We start from the raw sequence: 14,857 nt of genomic DNA, 5'->3' as shown, positions 1-14,857 counted from the left end.
ACCTCCCGTCAAAGGTCAAGCTGGCGAGGGGGCTTCTGCTCCAGCCAATGCAGCCATTTCCGCTGCATGGCCTGTTCAAGATCGATCCCGGCCCGGTCGCAATAGATCAGCAGCATGCCCAGCACGTCCGCCGCCTCGTCGCCCAGCCTGCCGGCGTCGGCCGTTCCCCGCGCCCGCCCGCTCATCCGCAGGTGCTCGGCGGTCAGCTCGCCCAGCTCCTCCTGCACCTTCAGCAGGGCCCAGTCGCCGGAGCGCTCGATGCCGTGCTCGGCCGCATAGATGTCGGAGATGCGCAGGACGGAGGTAGATAGATCGAGGAGTGTCAGGCTCAAGCCGGAAGCCTGTAGATCATGGCGTCTTCGAGATAGACGCCATTGATGCGGTTCTTGCTGAACCGTACCCGACTGTTTCCCTCGACGCCGATCACACCCTTCAGGGCTGTGAAGATGGAACGGTCCGGGTCAACGATGTCCACGCGGGACAGGTCGAGAAGGTCATGGGGCGCTGCTTTCGAGGTGGCCTTCGCGACATCGAGATAGAAGCTCGTAACGTCCTTACGCGCCTCGCGAAATGCGATCACGAACCGCCACCGCTCTGCATCGCTATCGTATAGCCACAGAGCTCCGCGAACCGCCAAGCCATGTTCGTCAAGAAAGGTCACAAGCCGTCCAGCGGCGTCGATATCCTCGGCTACCAGTGCGTTTTCAACCATTGCAGGACTCCAGACTTTGGATCACCGACAGCCGTCATCATCCGGTTTGCAGTGAACGGGTCGATAGTCTCATATCGGGAGCTTTCCTTCCATCCGGCTGTGAACGCCCAGTTGGCCTCAAGCTCGGGATGATCGTTGGCTGCGGCGTCGAGCTGCTGTTTGAGGCCGGCCAGTGCGATCAAGGCTTCGAGATTGTGCGTGTGGATGTCATTCACAAATTTCTTGGAGGGGATGACCGTCGCGCGAAACGACAACGCAATGACCGCCTTCAGGCCGCACTCGATGGTGTAGCCGGCTAGATAGTAGGCTCCGCTATGCCTACCAGCTTTCAGTAGTACTTCTGCGTCCATCCACCGAAGTTCGGCAAGAGCTTTCAAGTGGTCGGCGCTGGGGTCTGCCATCGAGCTACACCGCCACCGGCGCCTTGATGTGCGGCCACGGCTCGTAGCCTTCCAGCGTGAAGTCCTCCAGCCGGTAGGCGAACAGGTCGTCCCTCGGCGTGATGGTCATGGTCGGCAGCGGCCGTGGTTCGCGGGCCAGCTGGGTCTCGGCCTGTTCGACGTGGTTCAGATACAGGTGGGCGTCGCCGAAGGTGTGCACGAACTCGCCGGGCTTCAGCCCGACCACCTGCGCCATCATCATGGTCAGCAGCGCATAGGAGGCGATGTTGAACGGCACGCCCAGGAAGACGTCGGCGCTGCGCTGGTACAGCTGGCAGCTCAGCCTGCCGTCGGCCACGAAGAACTGGAACAGGCAGTGGCAGGGCGGCAGGGCCATGTCGTCGACATCGGCCGGGTTCCACGCGCTGACGATATGCCGGCGCCCGTTCGGATTGGTCCTCAGCCCCTCGATCAGCTTCTCGATCTGGTCGATCATCCGCCCGTCCGGCGCCGCCCACGACCGCCACTGCTTGCCATAGACCGGCCCCAGCTCGCCCTGCGCGTCCGCCCATTCGTCCCAGATGCTGACCCCGTTCTCCTTCAGCCAGCCGATGTTGGTCTCGCCGCGCAGGAACCACAGCAGTTCGACGATGATCGAGCGCAGGTGCAGCTTCTTGGTGGTCAGGACCGGAAAACCCTTCGCCAGGTCGAAGCGCATCTGCCGCCCGAACACTCCCAGCGTCCCGGTCCCGGTCCGGTCGTCGCGCCGCGCCCCGTTGTCGAGGATGTCGCGCAGCAGGTTCAGATACTGGAACTCGGGATGGTCGGCCGGCGCGACCGGGACCGCGCCCGCCTGAAGATCGGATATCCGGGCCATGGCGGTCATCGCGGCATTCTGCCCGATTCGCATGACGACGAATCGGCTGATCGACGCTTTTTTCTGTGGACCGTCGGCCCTACCGCCCCGGCGCCAGCCGGTCGTTCTGGACCCAGCCGCGGTTGTCGTTGTCGTCCAGCACTTCCCACCACAGGCCGTCGCGGGCGCCGGTGGGATAGACCCGAAGACCCTCTGGCAAGGCGCGCACGACCGATCCCCCGGGAGAGGTTCGCATCGTGGTCGCCTGCTGCACCAGATAGCTCTGGACCGGCGCCGCGGCGGATGCGCTGGTTCCTTCCAGCAGACCCAGCTGGGTGACCATGTCGGTATAGGCCTGGATGAAGGACTGGGCGACGATGCGGCCGATCTCGGTGCTTTCATAGCCGCCGCCCACGGCGCCGCCGAAGCCGAAGCCGCCGCCGCCGCCCCAGCTGAGATTGTTGCGCGAGGCATAGCCCTCGGCCACCGCCATGCCTTCGGAGGTGCGGACATTGGTCAGGCTGAGAACCGTATTGGCCTCCATCCGCTGGGTGCGGACGCCGCCGACCAGGCCGCCGAAGGTGCCGCCGATCAGACCGCCGGCGACCGCCGCGACCCCGCCGCCGCCGGTATTGGCGTCCGCGCTGGCGACCTCGGCGACCAGGACATAGTCGGCGGCGCGCACCTGGCCGCCGCCGACGTTGGAGCCCTGCTGCAGCATGCCGTCGCCCGACAGGGCCCGCTCGCGCATGGCCGCGTCCATGCCGGCGCCCCGATCCACCAGGGTGAAACAGCCCGAGCGCTGCACCACCACGCGCAGCAGGGTCTGGGGCGGCGAAAGTTGTCGCTGGCGGAAGAAGTCCGGCTGACCGTCCACGATCGACAGGCTGCCCAGGCTGCGGACGCAGCGCGGGATCGCCGCGACCTGGGCGTCCTGGGCCTGTTGGACGCGCGTGCGGCCGCGGCCGCTCTGGGCGTCGGCCGGCAGGGCGGCCGTCAGGCTCGCGAGGCCCGCGACGGCGAGGGCGGTGAGAGCACGGACCATGATGACTTCCCCGATCAAGGCGTTGCTGTTCGACGCCTTGGTACCGCGCCCGCGTCACAATCTGAAGTCGGAAAATGTCGGTCCGCCGGCGCCGCCGCGCCGGACCTCGCTCCGGCCGGCGCGACCTCAGCCGCCGAACCCGCCGGCGCGGAGAAATTCCGCCTCTTCCGCCGTGGTCTCCCGTCCCAGCGCGGCGTTGCGGTGGAGGAAGCGGCCGAAGCGGGCGATGACGCCGTAATGGTGCTCGGCCCAGCGATCGTCGGCGGCCCGCTCCATGCGCGGGAACAAGGCCAGTTGCCGCTCCTGATCGTCCATGTTTTCCGAATGCTGCAGCGGCAGGTAGAAGAACCGCCGCAGGTCGTTCTCCACCGCCCGGTCGAAACCCGCGTCCAGCGCCCGCACCGCGAACATCCGCGCCAGCGGATCGGTGGCGAAGGCGTGCGCCGTGCCGCGGAAGCAGTTCCTCGGGAACTGGTCCAGCAGGATCAGCAGCGCCAGCGTCCCCTCCGGCGTCTCCGCCCAGTCGTCCAGCTCGCGCCGCGCCGCCGCCATGTGCGCGGCCTCGAACCGCTTGCGGAACCGGGCGTCGAAGGCCTGGTCCCTGGCGAACCACGCCCCGGATCCCGCCTCTTTCCAGAAGCCGACGACATCGGATGGGGCTATCTGTGTGCTCATGACCGAACATCTAGCCGCCCCGCTCCCCGTCTTCCATGACCGCGACTGCGATCTGTCGATCATCCGCGGCCGGCGCGTCGCCGTGATCGGCTACGGCAGCCAGGGCCGCACCCATGCCCTGAACCTGCGCGACTCGGGCGTCGCCGACATCGTCGTCGGCCTGAAGGCCGGCTCCGCCACCCGGGCGAAGGCCGAGGCCGACGGCTTCCCCGTCCTGACCGCCGGCGAGGCCGCCGCCTCCGCCGACGTGGTCGCCGTCATGGTCTCGGACGAGGCCCACCGCGACCTGTGGCGCGACGAGCTGGCCCCGGCGATGAAGCCGGGCGCGGCCCTGATCTTCGCCCACGGCCTGTCGGTCCGTTTCGGCCTGGTCGAGCCGCGCCCGGATCTCGACGTCATCCTCGCCTCGCCCAAGGGCATAGGCCCGCGCATCCGCGACCTCTATGTGGAAGGGCAGGGGGTGTTCGCCCTGTTCGGCGTGCACCAGGACGCCAGCGGCGGGGCCCATGCGCTGGGCCTGTCCTACGCCGCCGCGCTGGGCTGCGGCCGCAAGGGCATCCTCGAGACCAGCTTCGCCGCCGAATGCGAGAGCGACCTGTTCGGCGAGCAGGTGGTGCTGTGCGGCGGCGTGGGCGAACTGATCGACGCCGCCTTCACCAAGCTGGTCGAGGCCGGCTATCCGCCCGAGGTGGCCTGGTTCGAATGCTTCTATGAGGTCAAGCTGGTCACCGACCTGATGTTCTCGATGGGCATCGCCGGCGCCTTCGGCCGCATCTCCAACACGGCCGAATACGGGGCCTATCTGACCGGCCCGCGCATCATCGGCGCGGCTTCGGAGGCGGCCATGGACGAGGTGCTGGCCGAGGTCCGCTCCGGGGCCTTCGTCAAACAGCTGATGGCCGACCATGACGCCGGCTCCCCCGACCTGCGGGCCCGCCGCAAGGCGCTCGGCGAACGCCCCATCGAGGCGGTCGGCGCCCATCTGGCCGCCGTGGCGGCGAAGGCGAAGGATTGAGGGAAGAGCGCGGCGCCCGGGAGGCGCCGGATCAAATGGTCGGAGTGGCAGGATTCGAACCTGCGACCCCTGCGTCCCGAACGCAGTGCTCTACCAGACTGAGCCACACTCCGACTTGAGGCGCGGCTTATAGCGACGGGGTTTCAGGGCCGCAAGCGGGGAAACGCCCCGCCGGAAAATAGTCTCCAAGGCGGTTCTTGCATCGCCCGCGGCCTTGTCGTATCTCGCACGCCTTCCGGCGCGTCGGCCCGGAAACGCCGGACCTGCTGGGGAATGGTGTAATGGTAACACTCCGGTTTTTGGTACCGTCATTCTAGGTTCGAGTCCTAGTTCCCCAGCCACCGCCGCCGCCCTCCGGTTCCCCGCCGTTCGGCGCTCGCCGTGGCGGTTCAGTGCGTCGGCGGCGGCTCCAGCGGCAGGCGGATGCGCACGCCGACCCCGGCGCCCGGCGCGGTCTCGATGGTCATCGATCCGCCCAGATGGTCGACCAGCCCCCTGACCAGGGCCAGGCCCTCGCCGGGCTGGAGACTGTCCGCCCCGACGCCCGAATCGCGCACCACCAGGCTGATTCCGCCGACCGCGCGCGAGAAGGCCACCGCGATCGAGCCGCGCCGGTCGTCGGGAAAGGCGTGACGGCAGGCGTTGCCGATCAGCTCATGGGTGATGATGGCCAGCGGCAGCAGATGGCTGTCGGGCAGCAGCGCCGACTGTCCCCGGACGTCCAGCCGCACCGGCCGCCCCTGGCAGGCGCGGGCCCAGAACGCGGCCACGTCCTGGAGGTAGCCCTGGAAGTCGAGCGGCGCCTCGGCGGTCATCCGCCGGCTGATCAGCTCCATGGCGGCGGCGACGTCGCTCAGCCAGGTCAGATGCCGCACGCTCTCCGGATCGGCGACGCTGCGCAGACGGATGCCGACGAGCGTCTGCAGCAGCTGGTAGCCTCCCAGCAGCCGGCGCTGAATTTCGACGATGCCCTGTCCGGCCGCCGTAGCCATCGGTCCCCCCAGCCACTGAAAAGCCCAAGAATCTTACGCCAGACAGAACCAATTGGCCAACAAGGCGTTTGTCCGTCCGCTACCGGACACAGTGATGGTAAACGCCTTGAGGCATGGGGGGGAGTAGAGGTGTCCAGGCCGCTCGACCTGCGGGTCATGATCGTCGAAGACCAGGCCCTGCTGGCCATGGAGCTCGAACTGGTGCTGGGCGAGGCGGGCTGCGACGTCGTCGGCTGCGCCATGGACCAGGTCAGCGCCCTGGAGATCGCCGACCGTCAACGGCCCGACCTCGCCCTGATCGACGTCAACCTCCTCGACGGCCTGACCGGGCCGCGCATCGCCCAGCGGCTGGTCGGCGACTACGGGACGGCCGTGGTCTTCCTGACCGCCAACCCCGAGCAGATTCCCGAGGGATTCGCCGGCGCTCTCGGGGCGGTGTCCAAGCCTTTCGACGAGCAGACCATCCACGCCGTGGTCGGCTTCGCCCGCCGGTTCATCCACCACCGCACCGTCGGCGAGCCGCCGCGCCGCTTCCGGCTGGCGCCGTGGCTGACGACGCCGCCGGCAGACATCGCGCCCCACTGAGGGTGGGCCCGTCGCCTCAGGCCGGACCGCCGGCCAGGTCCAGCCCCGGCCCCCGCGGCGGCGCGCCGGCCGGATCGAGGTCGAGCTGCATCAGCGTCACATCCAGCCACCGGTCGAATTTCCAGCCGACCTGGCGGTAGACCCCCGCCTCGCGGAACCCCAGCGCCCGGTGCAGGGCGATCGAGGCGGCGCTGGTTCCGCTGTCGCTGATCGCGCCGATGACATGGCGCAGGCCCCGGGCGCGAACCCGCGCGATCAAGGCCTCCAGCAGGGCGCGGCCGACGCCCCGCCCCCGGGCCTCCTCCTCCACATAGATCGAGGCCTCGACGCCGTAGCGATAGGCCGGGCGGGGCCGGAACGGCGAGGCGTAGGCGTAGCCGCCGAAGGCCCCGTCCACCTCGGCGATCAGCCAGGGCAGGTCGTGCCGCCGCACCGCCGCGAACCGGCTCGCCATCTCCCCGGCGTCCGGGGGGCGGAGTTCGAACGTGGCCGTGCCGTGGACGACCTCGCGGCCATACAGGGCGGCGACCCGCGCCATGTCGGCGGCGACCGCGTCGCGAATGCAGAGGATCATCGGCAGGCTCCCGGCGGGCTGCGGTCGGTGAGGGTCGCTGGAATCGCGAGGCGGCCGGGCACGGTCAGGCCCGCTCCCAGCCCCTGTCGATGGCCCAGACCGCGAAGGCGTAGTCGTGGGCGACCTCCTTCAGATAGTCGAACCGGCCCGACGCCCCGCCGTGGCCGGCCTCCATGTTGATCTTCAGCAGCACCGGCTTGCCCGAGGTGGTCGCCGGCCGCAGCCTGGCCACCCACTTCTCCGGCTCCCAATAGGTCACCCGCGGGTCCGACAGGCCGCCGGTCGCCAACACCGCCGGATAGGCCTGGGCCGAGACCTGATCGTAGGGGCTGTAGCTGAACATATAGTCGTAGGCCTCGGGATCCTCGATCGGATTGCCCCACTCCGGCCACTCCGGCGGCGTCAGCGGCAGGCTGGTGTCGCTCATGGTGTTGATCACGTCGACGAACGGCACCTGGCCGATGATCCCCGCCCACAGGTCCGGCCGCATGTTGTTGACCGCCCCCATCAGCAGGCCGCCGGCCGAGCCGCCCTGGGCGACGATATGGCCGGCCTTGCCGTGGCCGCTCGAGATCAGGTGCTCCGCCGCCGCGATGAAGTCGGTGAAGGTGTTCTTCTTGGTGAAGCGGCGGGCGCCCAGGAACCAGCTCCAGCCCTTGTCCGAGCCGCCGCGGATGTGGGCGATGGCGTAGATCCAGCCGCGGTCGACCAGCGACAGCCGGTTGGTCGAGAAGCTCGCCGCCATCGGAATGCCGTAGCTGCCGTAGCCGTACAGCAGCAGCGGGGCCGAGCCGTCGACCGGCGTGGTCTTGCGGCGCAGCACCGTCACCGGCACCAGTTCGCCGTCCGCCGCCGGGGCGTTCAGCCGCTCGACCACATAGTCGGCCGGGTCGTGGCCCGACGGCACCTCCTGCACCTTGCGCAGGGTCCGCTGGCGGGTCTTCAGGTCGTAGTCATAGGTCGAGGTCGGCGTCGACGGCGAGTTGTAGCCGTAGCGCATCACCGTGGTGTCGAACTCCGACGCCCCGCCCAGCGACAGGGCGTAGGCGGGTTCGTCGACGGCGATCTCGTGCTCGGCCCCGGCCCGATCGCGGATGACGATCCGGGTATTGGCGTCGGCGCGTTCCTGACGGCCGATGTAGTCCTTCACCAGCGACACGCCCTCGATGTAGCGGCCGGGCGTGTGCGGGACCAGGTCGGTCCAGCGCGCCTTGCCCGGCGTCGCGGTCGGGGCCTCGACGATCTTGAAGTCGATGGCGTCGTCGGCGTTGGTGCGGATCACCCAGCGGTCGCCCCAGTGGTCGGCGTCGTACAGCCGGGCCACCTCGCGCGGCTCCAGCACGGCCGGGGTCGCGGTCGGGTCGGAGGCCGGGATGAACCGCGCCTCCGAGGTCTCCTGGTTGGCGATGGAGATGACCACGAAGGCATCGTCGGCGGTGCGGCCGACGCTGATGAACATGCCGTCGTCGGCCTCCTCATAGACCAGGGTGGTTGCCCCGCCCCGCGCGGGACGGCGGAAGATCTTGTCCGGCCGGCCGTTGTCGTCGCGGTTGGTCCAGAAGATCCACTGGCTGTCCGGCGAGAAGGTGAAATTGCCGGTGGCCGACTGGATCGGGTCGGGCAGCACCTCGCCGGCGGCCAGGTCCCTGACGAAGATCTGGTGCACCTCCGACCCCTGGGCGTCCTCGGCGTAGGCGAACAGGGCGTGGTCGGGGCTGTGGTCGGCGGCGCTGACCTCGGAATAGGCCTTGCCGGCGGCCAGGGCGTTGGCGTCGAGCAGCAGCCGGGACTCTCCGCCCGCCCGCGGCCTGCGCATGAACCGGGGGTGCTGGTCCCCGGTCTTGTACTCGGTGAAATACTCCCACGGCCCGTCCGGCGCCGGAACCGAGCTGTCGTCCTCCTTGATCCGTCCCTTCATCTCCTCGAACATCGCCGCCTGCAGCGGCAGGGTCGAGGCCATCATCGCCTCGCGATAGGCGTTCTCGGCCTCGAGGTGCTCCTTGACGTCCGCCTTGATCAGGGTCGGGTCGCGCAGCACCGCCTGCCAATTGTCGTCCTTCATCCACTGATAGTCGTCGACCCGGACCCGGCCCAGCTGTTCGATCCGCACCGGAATCTTCCTGGCGACGGGCGGGACGGGGGCGGTCTGGGGCATCGGGGCTCCGGAAATGCGGGCGTGGGCGGGCAGGGCGGCGGCCGCGAGGGCGGCCGAGGCGGTGGCGAGCAGGTCGCGGCGATTCATCGTATCAGGCCCCCGGACGGCGAACAGGACGCGGACCTTGTGCGAGCGACCCCGCCGCCGTCAAATGAACAAACGGCCACGGCGACATCGCGCTCATGTTCGATCTGCAGACTCCCCCGGATTTTCCGCAGGCGCCGCCGGCGGCGGCCCTCGCCGCCCCGGCCTGGGACCTCACCGTCGGGTTGATCGCCGCCACGGTGCAGATCGACCAGCGCAACGCCGGGCGGCCGACCCGGCGGGTCGGCACGGGCTTCCTCGTCGAGGCCCCGCGGCCGGACGGATCGCCGCGCACCGTCCTCGTCAGCGCCCACCATGTGCTCAACGGCATGGGCGGCCCCGACGCCCGGATCGGCTGGCGGGTCGAGATGCCCGGCGGCGGCTGGAAATTCGCGCCCGAGCCGCTGCGCATCCGGCGGGAGGACGGCGAACCGGTCTGGACCCGCCACCCCGAACACGACATCGCGGTGATGGAGGTGTCGGCCCCGCCGGCCTTCGCCCGCGCCGCCATCCCGCTCGGCTGGCTGGCCGGCGCCGATGCCCTGGACGCCTGGCAGGTCGGGCCCGGCGACGAGCTGCTGACCCTCGGCTATCCGCACGGCTATTCGTCGAACACCGCCGGCTTCCCCATCCTGCGGACCGGCCGGGTGGCGTCCTGGCCGCTGACGCCGATCGGGTCCTTTCCGGTCTTCCTGCTCGACTTCCCGGTCTTCCCCGGCAATTCGGGCGGGCCGGTGTTCTGGACCCCGGCGGCGCGCAAGCTGCCCGGCTCGGTCCAGCCGGATCACCCGTTCATCGCCGGCATGGTGGTGTCCGAGGTCCGCCCCGGCGACGAGCCCCTCGGCCTCGGCATCGTCGCCCACGCCGCCTGGGTGCGCGAGGCCATCGGCCTGCTGGACGCCGCGGCCGGCCCCTGATCAGCCCGCCAGCGCCCCGGCGCTCATCCGCTCCAGCAGCTCGCCGCCCTGGCCGACCGCGGCCAGCCGGCTCGAGGCGTGGCCCAGCACATTGGCGGCGTAGACCTCGTACAGGGTGATGCGGCCCTCCAGCCATTCGGGGTCGCCCTCGCCGGCGTCGAGAATGGCCCGCGCCGCCAGCGCCCCCCTGGCCAGCATCCAGCCGCCGACCACGTCGCCCATCAGCTTCAGATAGGCGTCGGCGCCGGCCAGCACGTCCGCCGCCCGGGCGGCGTCGGCCTTGGCGTCCAGCAGCCACAGGGTGGCGTCCTCGACGGCCTCCACCCCCTTGGCGAAGCGCTCGGCCGGCTTGCCGGAGTACAGCCGCGGCAGCAGCGCCAGCGTCGCCTTCATGTCGGCGATCAGCTCGCGGGCCGACTGGCCGCCGTCCTGTCCCAGCTTGCGGCCGACCAGATCCATGGCCTGGATGCCGTTGGTGCCCTCGTAGATCGGCGCGATGCGGGCGTCGCGGTAGTGCTGGGCCGCGCCGGTCTCCTCGATGAAGCCCATGCCGCCGTGCACCTGAATGCCCAGGGAGGCGACCTCGCAGCCGACGTCGGTCGACCAGGCCTTGGCGATCGGGGTGAGCAGATCCTCGCGGCCTTTCCAGCGGCGGCGATCCTCCTCGGTCGCGGCGTGCCTGGCCAGGTCGGCGGCCACGCCGGTCGACAGGCAGATGCCCCGGGCGGCGGCGATCTTCGCCTTCATCACCGCCAGCGTCCGGCGCACGTCCGGGTGGTCGATGATCGGGGCCCTGGCCTCGCCGGTCCAGGCCGAGCGCCCCTGTCGCCGCTCCCGCGCATAGGCCAGCGCCTGCTGAAAGGCCCGCTCGGCGATGCCGACGCCCTCGACCCCGACCGCCAGCCGGGCCGCGTTCATCATCACGAACATATGGGTCAGGCCCTGGTTCGGTTGGCCGACCAGCTCGGCCGTCGCCCCCTCATAGGCCATGACGCAGGTCGGCGAGGCGTGGATGCCCAGCTTGTGCTCGATCCCGACCGGCCGGAAGGCGTTGCGCTCGCCCAGCGTCCCGTCCGGCCGGACCAGATATTTCGACGTCAGGAACAGGCTGATCCCCTTCGGCCCCGGCGGGGCGTCGGGCAGGCGGGCCAGCACCAAATGGATGATGTTGTCGGCGGCGTCGTGGTCGCCCCAGGTGATGAAGATCTTCTGGCCGGTCAGAGCATAGGTCCCGTCGCCGTTGGGAGTCGCCGTCGCCGCCAGCGCCCCCAGGTCGGAACCGGCCTGCGGCTCGGTCAGCACCATCGCCCCGGTCCATTCGCCGGACACCAGCCGGGTCAGCCAGGTCGCCTTCTGCGCCTCCGTCCCGACCGCCTCCAGCGCCTCGATCGCCGCCAGCGACAGCATCGGGCACAGGCCGAAGGCCATGTTGGCCGCGTGCACCGTCTCATAGGCCGCCAGCTCCAGCGCCTTGGGCAGCTGCTGGCCCCCGGCCTCGGCCGGGGCCGACAGCCCCGTCCAGCCGCCCTCGGCGAACTGGCGGTAGGCGTCCGCGAATCCCGGCGCGGTGGTCACCGCCCCGTCGGCGCAGGTCGCGCCGTGGCGGTCGCCGACCCGGTTCAGCGGGGCCAGCACGCCCTCGGAGAACTGTCCCGCCGCCTCGAGCACGGCGGCCAGGACCTCGCGGTCATAGTCCGGAAAGGCGCCGGTCGCCGCGACGGCGTCGAGCCCGGCCACCTCGGTCAGGGTGAAGATCAGGTCGCGGACGGGGGCGCGGTAGGTCATCGGCTCGCTTTCCAGAGTGGGCGCCCGTTCATGCCGTCTTGCCGCCGGGTCAGGCAAGGTCCGGCTTGGCGAAGCCGGTCGCCTGGGCCAAGCTGGCGGATCGACGCATCGCCGAGGGAGAATCATCGTGGCCGAGCCGCGCAACCGCTATTCGACCGTATCGCTGGTCCTGCACTGGCTGATCGCCGCGCTGGTGGTGACCCAGCTGATCCTGATCACCGTCTATGAGGCGACCGAGGGCCAGCCTTCGGCGCGGGAGTATCTGCAACTCCACAAGTCGGTGGGATTGAGCATACTGGTGCTGACCCTGGGGCGGCTGGGCTGGCGCCTGGCCAACCCGGCCATAGCCTTGCCGTCGGAGATGCCGCGCTGGCAAAGGCTGCTGGCGCGCACCAATCACGTCCTGTTCTACATACTGCTGATCGCCCTGCCCCTGGGCGGCTGGGCGGCGTCCTCGGCGGCGGGACGACCGATCGCATGGTTCGGCCTGTTCGACTGGCCGCTGCTGCCCCTGCCGCGGGACCGCGAACTGGCGGGCGCCGTCATCGAGGCCCACGAGCTGGCGGGCAAGCTGCTCATCGCCCTGGTCGCCCTGCACATTATCGGCGCGCTCAAGCATCAGTTCCTCGACCGGGACAATGTGCTGCACCGGATGATCCCCTGGATACCGCGCCGCCCGTGAAGCGGCCGGCGGTCCTTCCGGCGGGCTTGCGCGCGGCGGGCGACCGGGCGCATCTGACGGGCGGGTTCGTCCTGAATCGCGCGGACATCGGCATAGGGACATCGGGGCCTTGGAACAGGCTGGTCGGACGGCAGGCGACGGCGCGGGCGGCGCTTCAGGCGCGTCTGACGCCCAGGCCGTCGAGGCCCTGAGGGCGGGCGGCCTCGTCATCCTGCCGACCGAGACGGTCTACGGCCTCGCCGCCGACGCCGGCAACGCCGCCGCCGTCGCCAGCCTCTTCGAGGCCAAGGGCCGGCCGCGCTTCAATCCCCTGATCGCCCACGTCGCCGACGCCGTCGAGGCCGAGGCGATCGCCGTCTTCGACGCCCGCGCCCGCGCCCTGGCCGAGGCCTTCTGGCCCGGCCCGCTGACCATCGTGGCGCCGGTGCGCGACCGCGACCGGGTCTGCGACCTCGCCCGCGCCGGCCTCGACAGCGTCGCCGTGCGGGCGCCGGGTCACGTCCGCGCCCGCGCCATCATCGCCGCCTTCGGGCGTCCGGTCGTGGCGCCCTCGGCCAACCGCTCGGGCCGGCCCAGCCCGACCACCTTCGAGGACGCCCTGGAAGAGACCGGCTTCGCCGCCGCCGACGCCGTGGACGGCGGCCCCTGCGCCGTCGGGGTCGAGAGCACCGTGGTCTCGGTGCTGGGCGGCCGCGTCGCCCTGCTGCGCCCCGGCTCGGTGACCCGCGCGGAGATCGAGGCCGTGGTCGGCCCGCTGGAGCGGAACGGGGAAGGGCATCGCTCCCCCGGCCGAACGGCCTTGCACTATGCCCCCGACGCCCCGGTGCGGATCAACGCCGACTCGGCGAGGGAGGGCGAAATCCTGCTCGGCTTCGGCCCCGGCGCCGGCCAGCCGCGCTGGAGCCTCAGTCCCTCCGGCGACCTGCGCGAGGCCGCCGCCAACCTGTTCCGCCGCCTGCGCGAGGCCGACCGCGAACGCCCGGCGGGCATCGCCGTGTCGCCCATACCGGCGCACGGCCTCGGCGAGGCGATCAACGACCGGCTCAGGCGGGCGGCGGGGTTCGTGGGTTAAGAGGCGGACGCCTTGTCATCCCGGACGCCGCGCAAGCGGCGATCCGGGACGGCATGCGCCACTGTTCAGCCTCCCGGAAGTCGCGAAGCGATTGTCCGGGAGCAGGGCGGCGGCCGCGCCGTTATCTTCAGCCTGTCTCCCGGACATCGGCTGACGCCGCTTCCGGGAGGATCGGATCACGCGTTCAAGCGTCCCCGATCTCCGCTTCGCTCCGTCGGGGATGACAAGGCGCCCGTGCTCCTTGTTGACCATACCAAAATGGGTATAGCCACCGCTGCATGCCCTCGGGTCCGGAGAAGCCCGCCAAGGGCAAGGCAGGTAAACATGGCGAATGACATCACCGAAGGCGGCGGCAACGTCTTCGCCGATCTGGGCCTTCCGGACGCCGCCGACCGGCAAACCAAGACGCGGCTGGCGATGGCGGTCAACGCCCTGCTCAAGGAACGCCGGCTGAAACAGACCCAGGCGGCCGGGGTGCTGGGCGTTCCCCAGTCCAGGGTGTCGGCGCTCGTCAACTATCGGCTGGACCACTTCTCCGTCGAGAAGCTGATGAGCTTCCTCAACGCCCTCGAACATGACGTGGAAATCGTCATCCGCCCCAGCCGCGAAGCCGTGGGCCACACCTCGGTCCACGCGCTGACGTGAGGTTTGGCCTCCGCGAAGTCGCCACCTGTTCCTGCTGCTGAGGGGGGGCGGATCGGGTGTCACCGGGCACCTGCGGTGTCGCCAACCCCGGTGCGCGGGCCGGGCGAGGCGATCAACGACCCGCTCAGGCGCGTGGCGGGGTTTGTGGGGTAGCGGCTCCAGGGCTGCGGATCAGCGCCCGTTCCAGTGTGCAGGGCTCCCAGGGTTCGTCGCTAAACGAGCCGCTTTGAAACCGCCCGGAGCGAGGAATGAAGCGGTCATTGAAGAACGACCAACGGGCCAATGCGATGGATTCGATCTGTGGCTCACCGCCGATCTCGGGGATCAACTGCAGGCCTATATTGGTTGTTCGACCGGGACAAAACCCGCTGGTTCGCCTTTGCCAGATGTCGCCCTTCGCTTCTTTCAGGGCCGAGGCAGTCAAGGCGGGAACGAGCGCCAAACGCGCCTTGTCTCCGTCACACCTCACAACATAGAGGCACGCGGCCTGCTGTCCGTCGGCCCGCTGATCGACATAGTCGCGAGCTTCCCTGACCACCTTTTCATTGGTCAGGGCGGAAAAGTTGTATAGACGCGCGGCGGTGTCCAGCGGCCCGCAGAAGGTCAATGCCAGACTGACGAGCAGGAGCGCGGCAGCCGGCAAAAGCAGCTTCCTCCTGCGCTGCTTCATTCGGGTCCCTTCC

At 70.0% G+C, this 14,857-nt stretch carries 17 protein-coding genes and 2 tRNA genes; 7 read left to right on the top strand and 12 right to left on the bottom strand.

Annotated elements, in window-relative coordinates; genetic code table 11:
- Positions 1-8 precede the first annotated feature (8 nt).
- From Q0588_RS14550 to Q0588_RS14525, 6 genes are all read right to left on the bottom strand, one after another.
- On the bottom strand, positions 9-332 hold the full coding sequence (locus Q0588_RS14550) for a phosphoribosyl-ATP pyrophosphohydrolase (protein ID WP_298747610.1): 324 nt from the start codon (positions 330-332) through the stop codon (positions 9-11).
- Entirely contained in the window at positions 329-712 is a 384-nt protein-coding gene (locus tag Q0588_RS14545; protein ID WP_298747607.1) for a hypothetical protein, read from the bottom strand. Before Q0588_RS14545 ends, Q0588_RS14550 begins: the two co-directional genes overlap by 4 nt.
- Positions 691-1,113, bottom strand: a complete 423-nt coding sequence (locus Q0588_RS14540; protein ID WP_298747604.1) for a hypothetical protein — start codon at positions 1,111-1,113, stop codon at positions 691-693. Before Q0588_RS14540 ends, Q0588_RS14545 begins: the two co-directional genes overlap by 22 nt.
- A 4-nt stretch (positions 1,114-1,117) precedes the next feature.
- A complete protein-coding gene (locus Q0588_RS14535) occupies positions 1,118-1,969 on the bottom strand; it encodes a thymidylate synthase (RefSeq protein WP_298747680.1) in 852 nt (283 codons plus the stop codon).
- 79 nt (positions 1,970-2,048) lie between these two features.
- Positions 2,049-2,993 carry an SH3 domain-containing protein gene (locus Q0588_RS14530; RefSeq protein ID WP_298747601.1) on the bottom strand — a complete coding sequence of 315 codons (945 nt, stop codon included), beginning with the start codon at positions 2,991-2,993 and terminating at the stop codon, positions 2,049-2,051.
- Positions 2,994-3,119: 126 nt separating this feature from the next.
- Entirely contained in the window at positions 3,120-3,668 is a 549-nt protein-coding gene (locus Q0588_RS14525) for a DUF924 family protein (RefSeq protein ID WP_298747598.1), read from the bottom strand.
- Between Q0588_RS14525 and ilvC the strand changes: the two genes are divergently transcribed.
- The gene (ilvC, locus tag Q0588_RS14520; protein ID WP_298747595.1) at positions 3,667-4,683 is read left to right on the top strand and encodes a ketol-acid reductoisomerase; all 1,017 of its coding nucleotides are present in this window, start codon (positions 3,667-3,669) and stop codon (positions 4,681-4,683) included. The genes Q0588_RS14525 and ilvC overlap by 2 nt on opposite strands.
- A 36-nt stretch (positions 4,684-4,719) precedes the next feature.
- Here ilvC and Q0588_RS14515 read toward each other — a convergent pair.
- Positions 4,720-4,796, bottom strand: a tRNA-Pro gene (locus Q0588_RS14515).
- Positions 4,797-4,950: 154 nt separating this feature from the next.
- Between Q0588_RS14515 and Q0588_RS14510 the strand changes: the two genes are divergently transcribed.
- A tRNA-Gln gene (locus tag Q0588_RS14510) sits at positions 4,951-5,024 on the top strand.
- 48 nt (positions 5,025-5,072) lie between these two features.
- Here the strand turns inward: Q0588_RS14510 and Q0588_RS14505 are convergent.
- Complete coding sequence (locus Q0588_RS14505; protein ID WP_298747592.1) at positions 5,073-5,675, bottom strand: ATP-binding protein; 603 nt, start codon at positions 5,673-5,675, stop codon at positions 5,073-5,075.
- A 129-nt stretch (positions 5,676-5,804) separates the two neighbouring features.
- Here Q0588_RS14505 and Q0588_RS14500 point away from each other — a divergent pair, with 129 nt between their 5' ends.
- Positions 5,805-6,260 carry a response regulator gene (locus Q0588_RS14500; RefSeq protein ID WP_298747589.1) on the top strand — a complete coding sequence of 152 codons (456 nt, stop codon included), beginning with the start codon at positions 5,805-5,807 and terminating at the stop codon, positions 6,258-6,260.
- A 16-nt stretch (positions 6,261-6,276) separates the two neighbouring features.
- On the opposite strand, the gene Q0588_RS14495 is transcribed toward Q0588_RS14500, so the two are convergent.
- Positions 6,277-6,834 carry a GNAT family N-acetyltransferase gene (locus tag Q0588_RS14495; protein ID WP_298747587.1) on the bottom strand — a complete coding sequence of 186 codons (558 nt, stop codon included), beginning with the start codon at positions 6,832-6,834 and terminating at the stop codon, positions 6,277-6,279.
- Positions 6,835-6,898: 64 nt separating this feature from the next.
- Positions 6,899-9,076 (bottom strand): S9 family peptidase, encoded by a 2,178-nt coding sequence (locus Q0588_RS14490; protein ID WP_298747584.1) that lies wholly within the window; start codon positions 9,074-9,076, stop codon positions 6,899-6,901.
- Positions 9,077-9,171: 95 nt separating this feature from the next.
- Here Q0588_RS14490 and Q0588_RS14485 point away from each other — a divergent pair, with 95 nt between their 5' ends.
- The gene (locus Q0588_RS14485) at positions 9,172-9,990 is read left to right on the top strand and encodes a serine protease (RefSeq protein WP_298747581.1); all 819 of its coding nucleotides are present in this window, start codon (positions 9,172-9,174) and stop codon (positions 9,988-9,990) included.
- Here the strand turns inward: Q0588_RS14485 and Q0588_RS14480 are convergent, their stop codons facing one another.
- On the bottom strand, positions 9,991-11,775 hold the full coding sequence (locus Q0588_RS14480) for an acyl-CoA dehydrogenase (protein WP_298747579.1): 1,785 nt from the start codon (positions 11,773-11,775) through the stop codon (positions 9,991-9,993). It abuts the gene before it with no gap.
- A 127-nt stretch (positions 11,776-11,902) separates the two neighbouring features.
- Here Q0588_RS14480 and Q0588_RS14475 point away from each other — a divergent pair, with 127 nt between their 5' ends.
- From Q0588_RS14475 to Q0588_RS14465, 3 genes are all read left to right on the top strand, one after another.
- Positions 11,903-12,457: a cytochrome b gene (locus tag Q0588_RS14475; RefSeq protein ID WP_298747576.1), complete on the top strand. Its 555-nt coding sequence runs from the start codon at positions 11,903-11,905 to the stop codon at positions 12,455-12,457.
- Between the two features lie 109 nt (positions 12,458-12,566).
- Complete coding sequence (locus tag Q0588_RS14470; RefSeq protein ID WP_298747573.1) at positions 12,567-13,529, top strand: L-threonylcarbamoyladenylate synthase; 963 nt, start codon at positions 12,567-12,569, stop codon at positions 13,527-13,529.
- 324 nt (positions 13,530-13,853) lie between these two features.
- Positions 13,854-14,174: a helix-turn-helix transcriptional regulator gene (locus Q0588_RS14465; RefSeq protein ID WP_298747571.1), complete on the top strand. Its 321-nt coding sequence runs from the start codon at positions 13,854-13,856 to the stop codon at positions 14,172-14,174.
- A 124-nt stretch (positions 14,175-14,298) separates the two neighbouring features.
- Here the strand turns inward: Q0588_RS14465 and Q0588_RS14460 are convergent, their stop codons facing one another.
- Complete coding sequence (locus Q0588_RS14460) at positions 14,299-14,844, bottom strand: hypothetical protein (protein WP_298747569.1); 546 nt, start codon at positions 14,842-14,844, stop codon at positions 14,299-14,301.
- Positions 14,845-14,857 lie beyond the last annotated feature (13 nt).

The sequence above is a fragment of the uncultured Brevundimonas sp. genome, from assembly GCF_937870815.1.
Taxonomy (GTDB): Bacteria; Pseudomonadota; Alphaproteobacteria; order Caulobacterales; family Caulobacteraceae; genus Brevundimonas.
The sequence above is the reverse complement of the archived record's forward strand: the minus strand, read 5'-3'. Positions and strand labels throughout refer to the sequence as shown.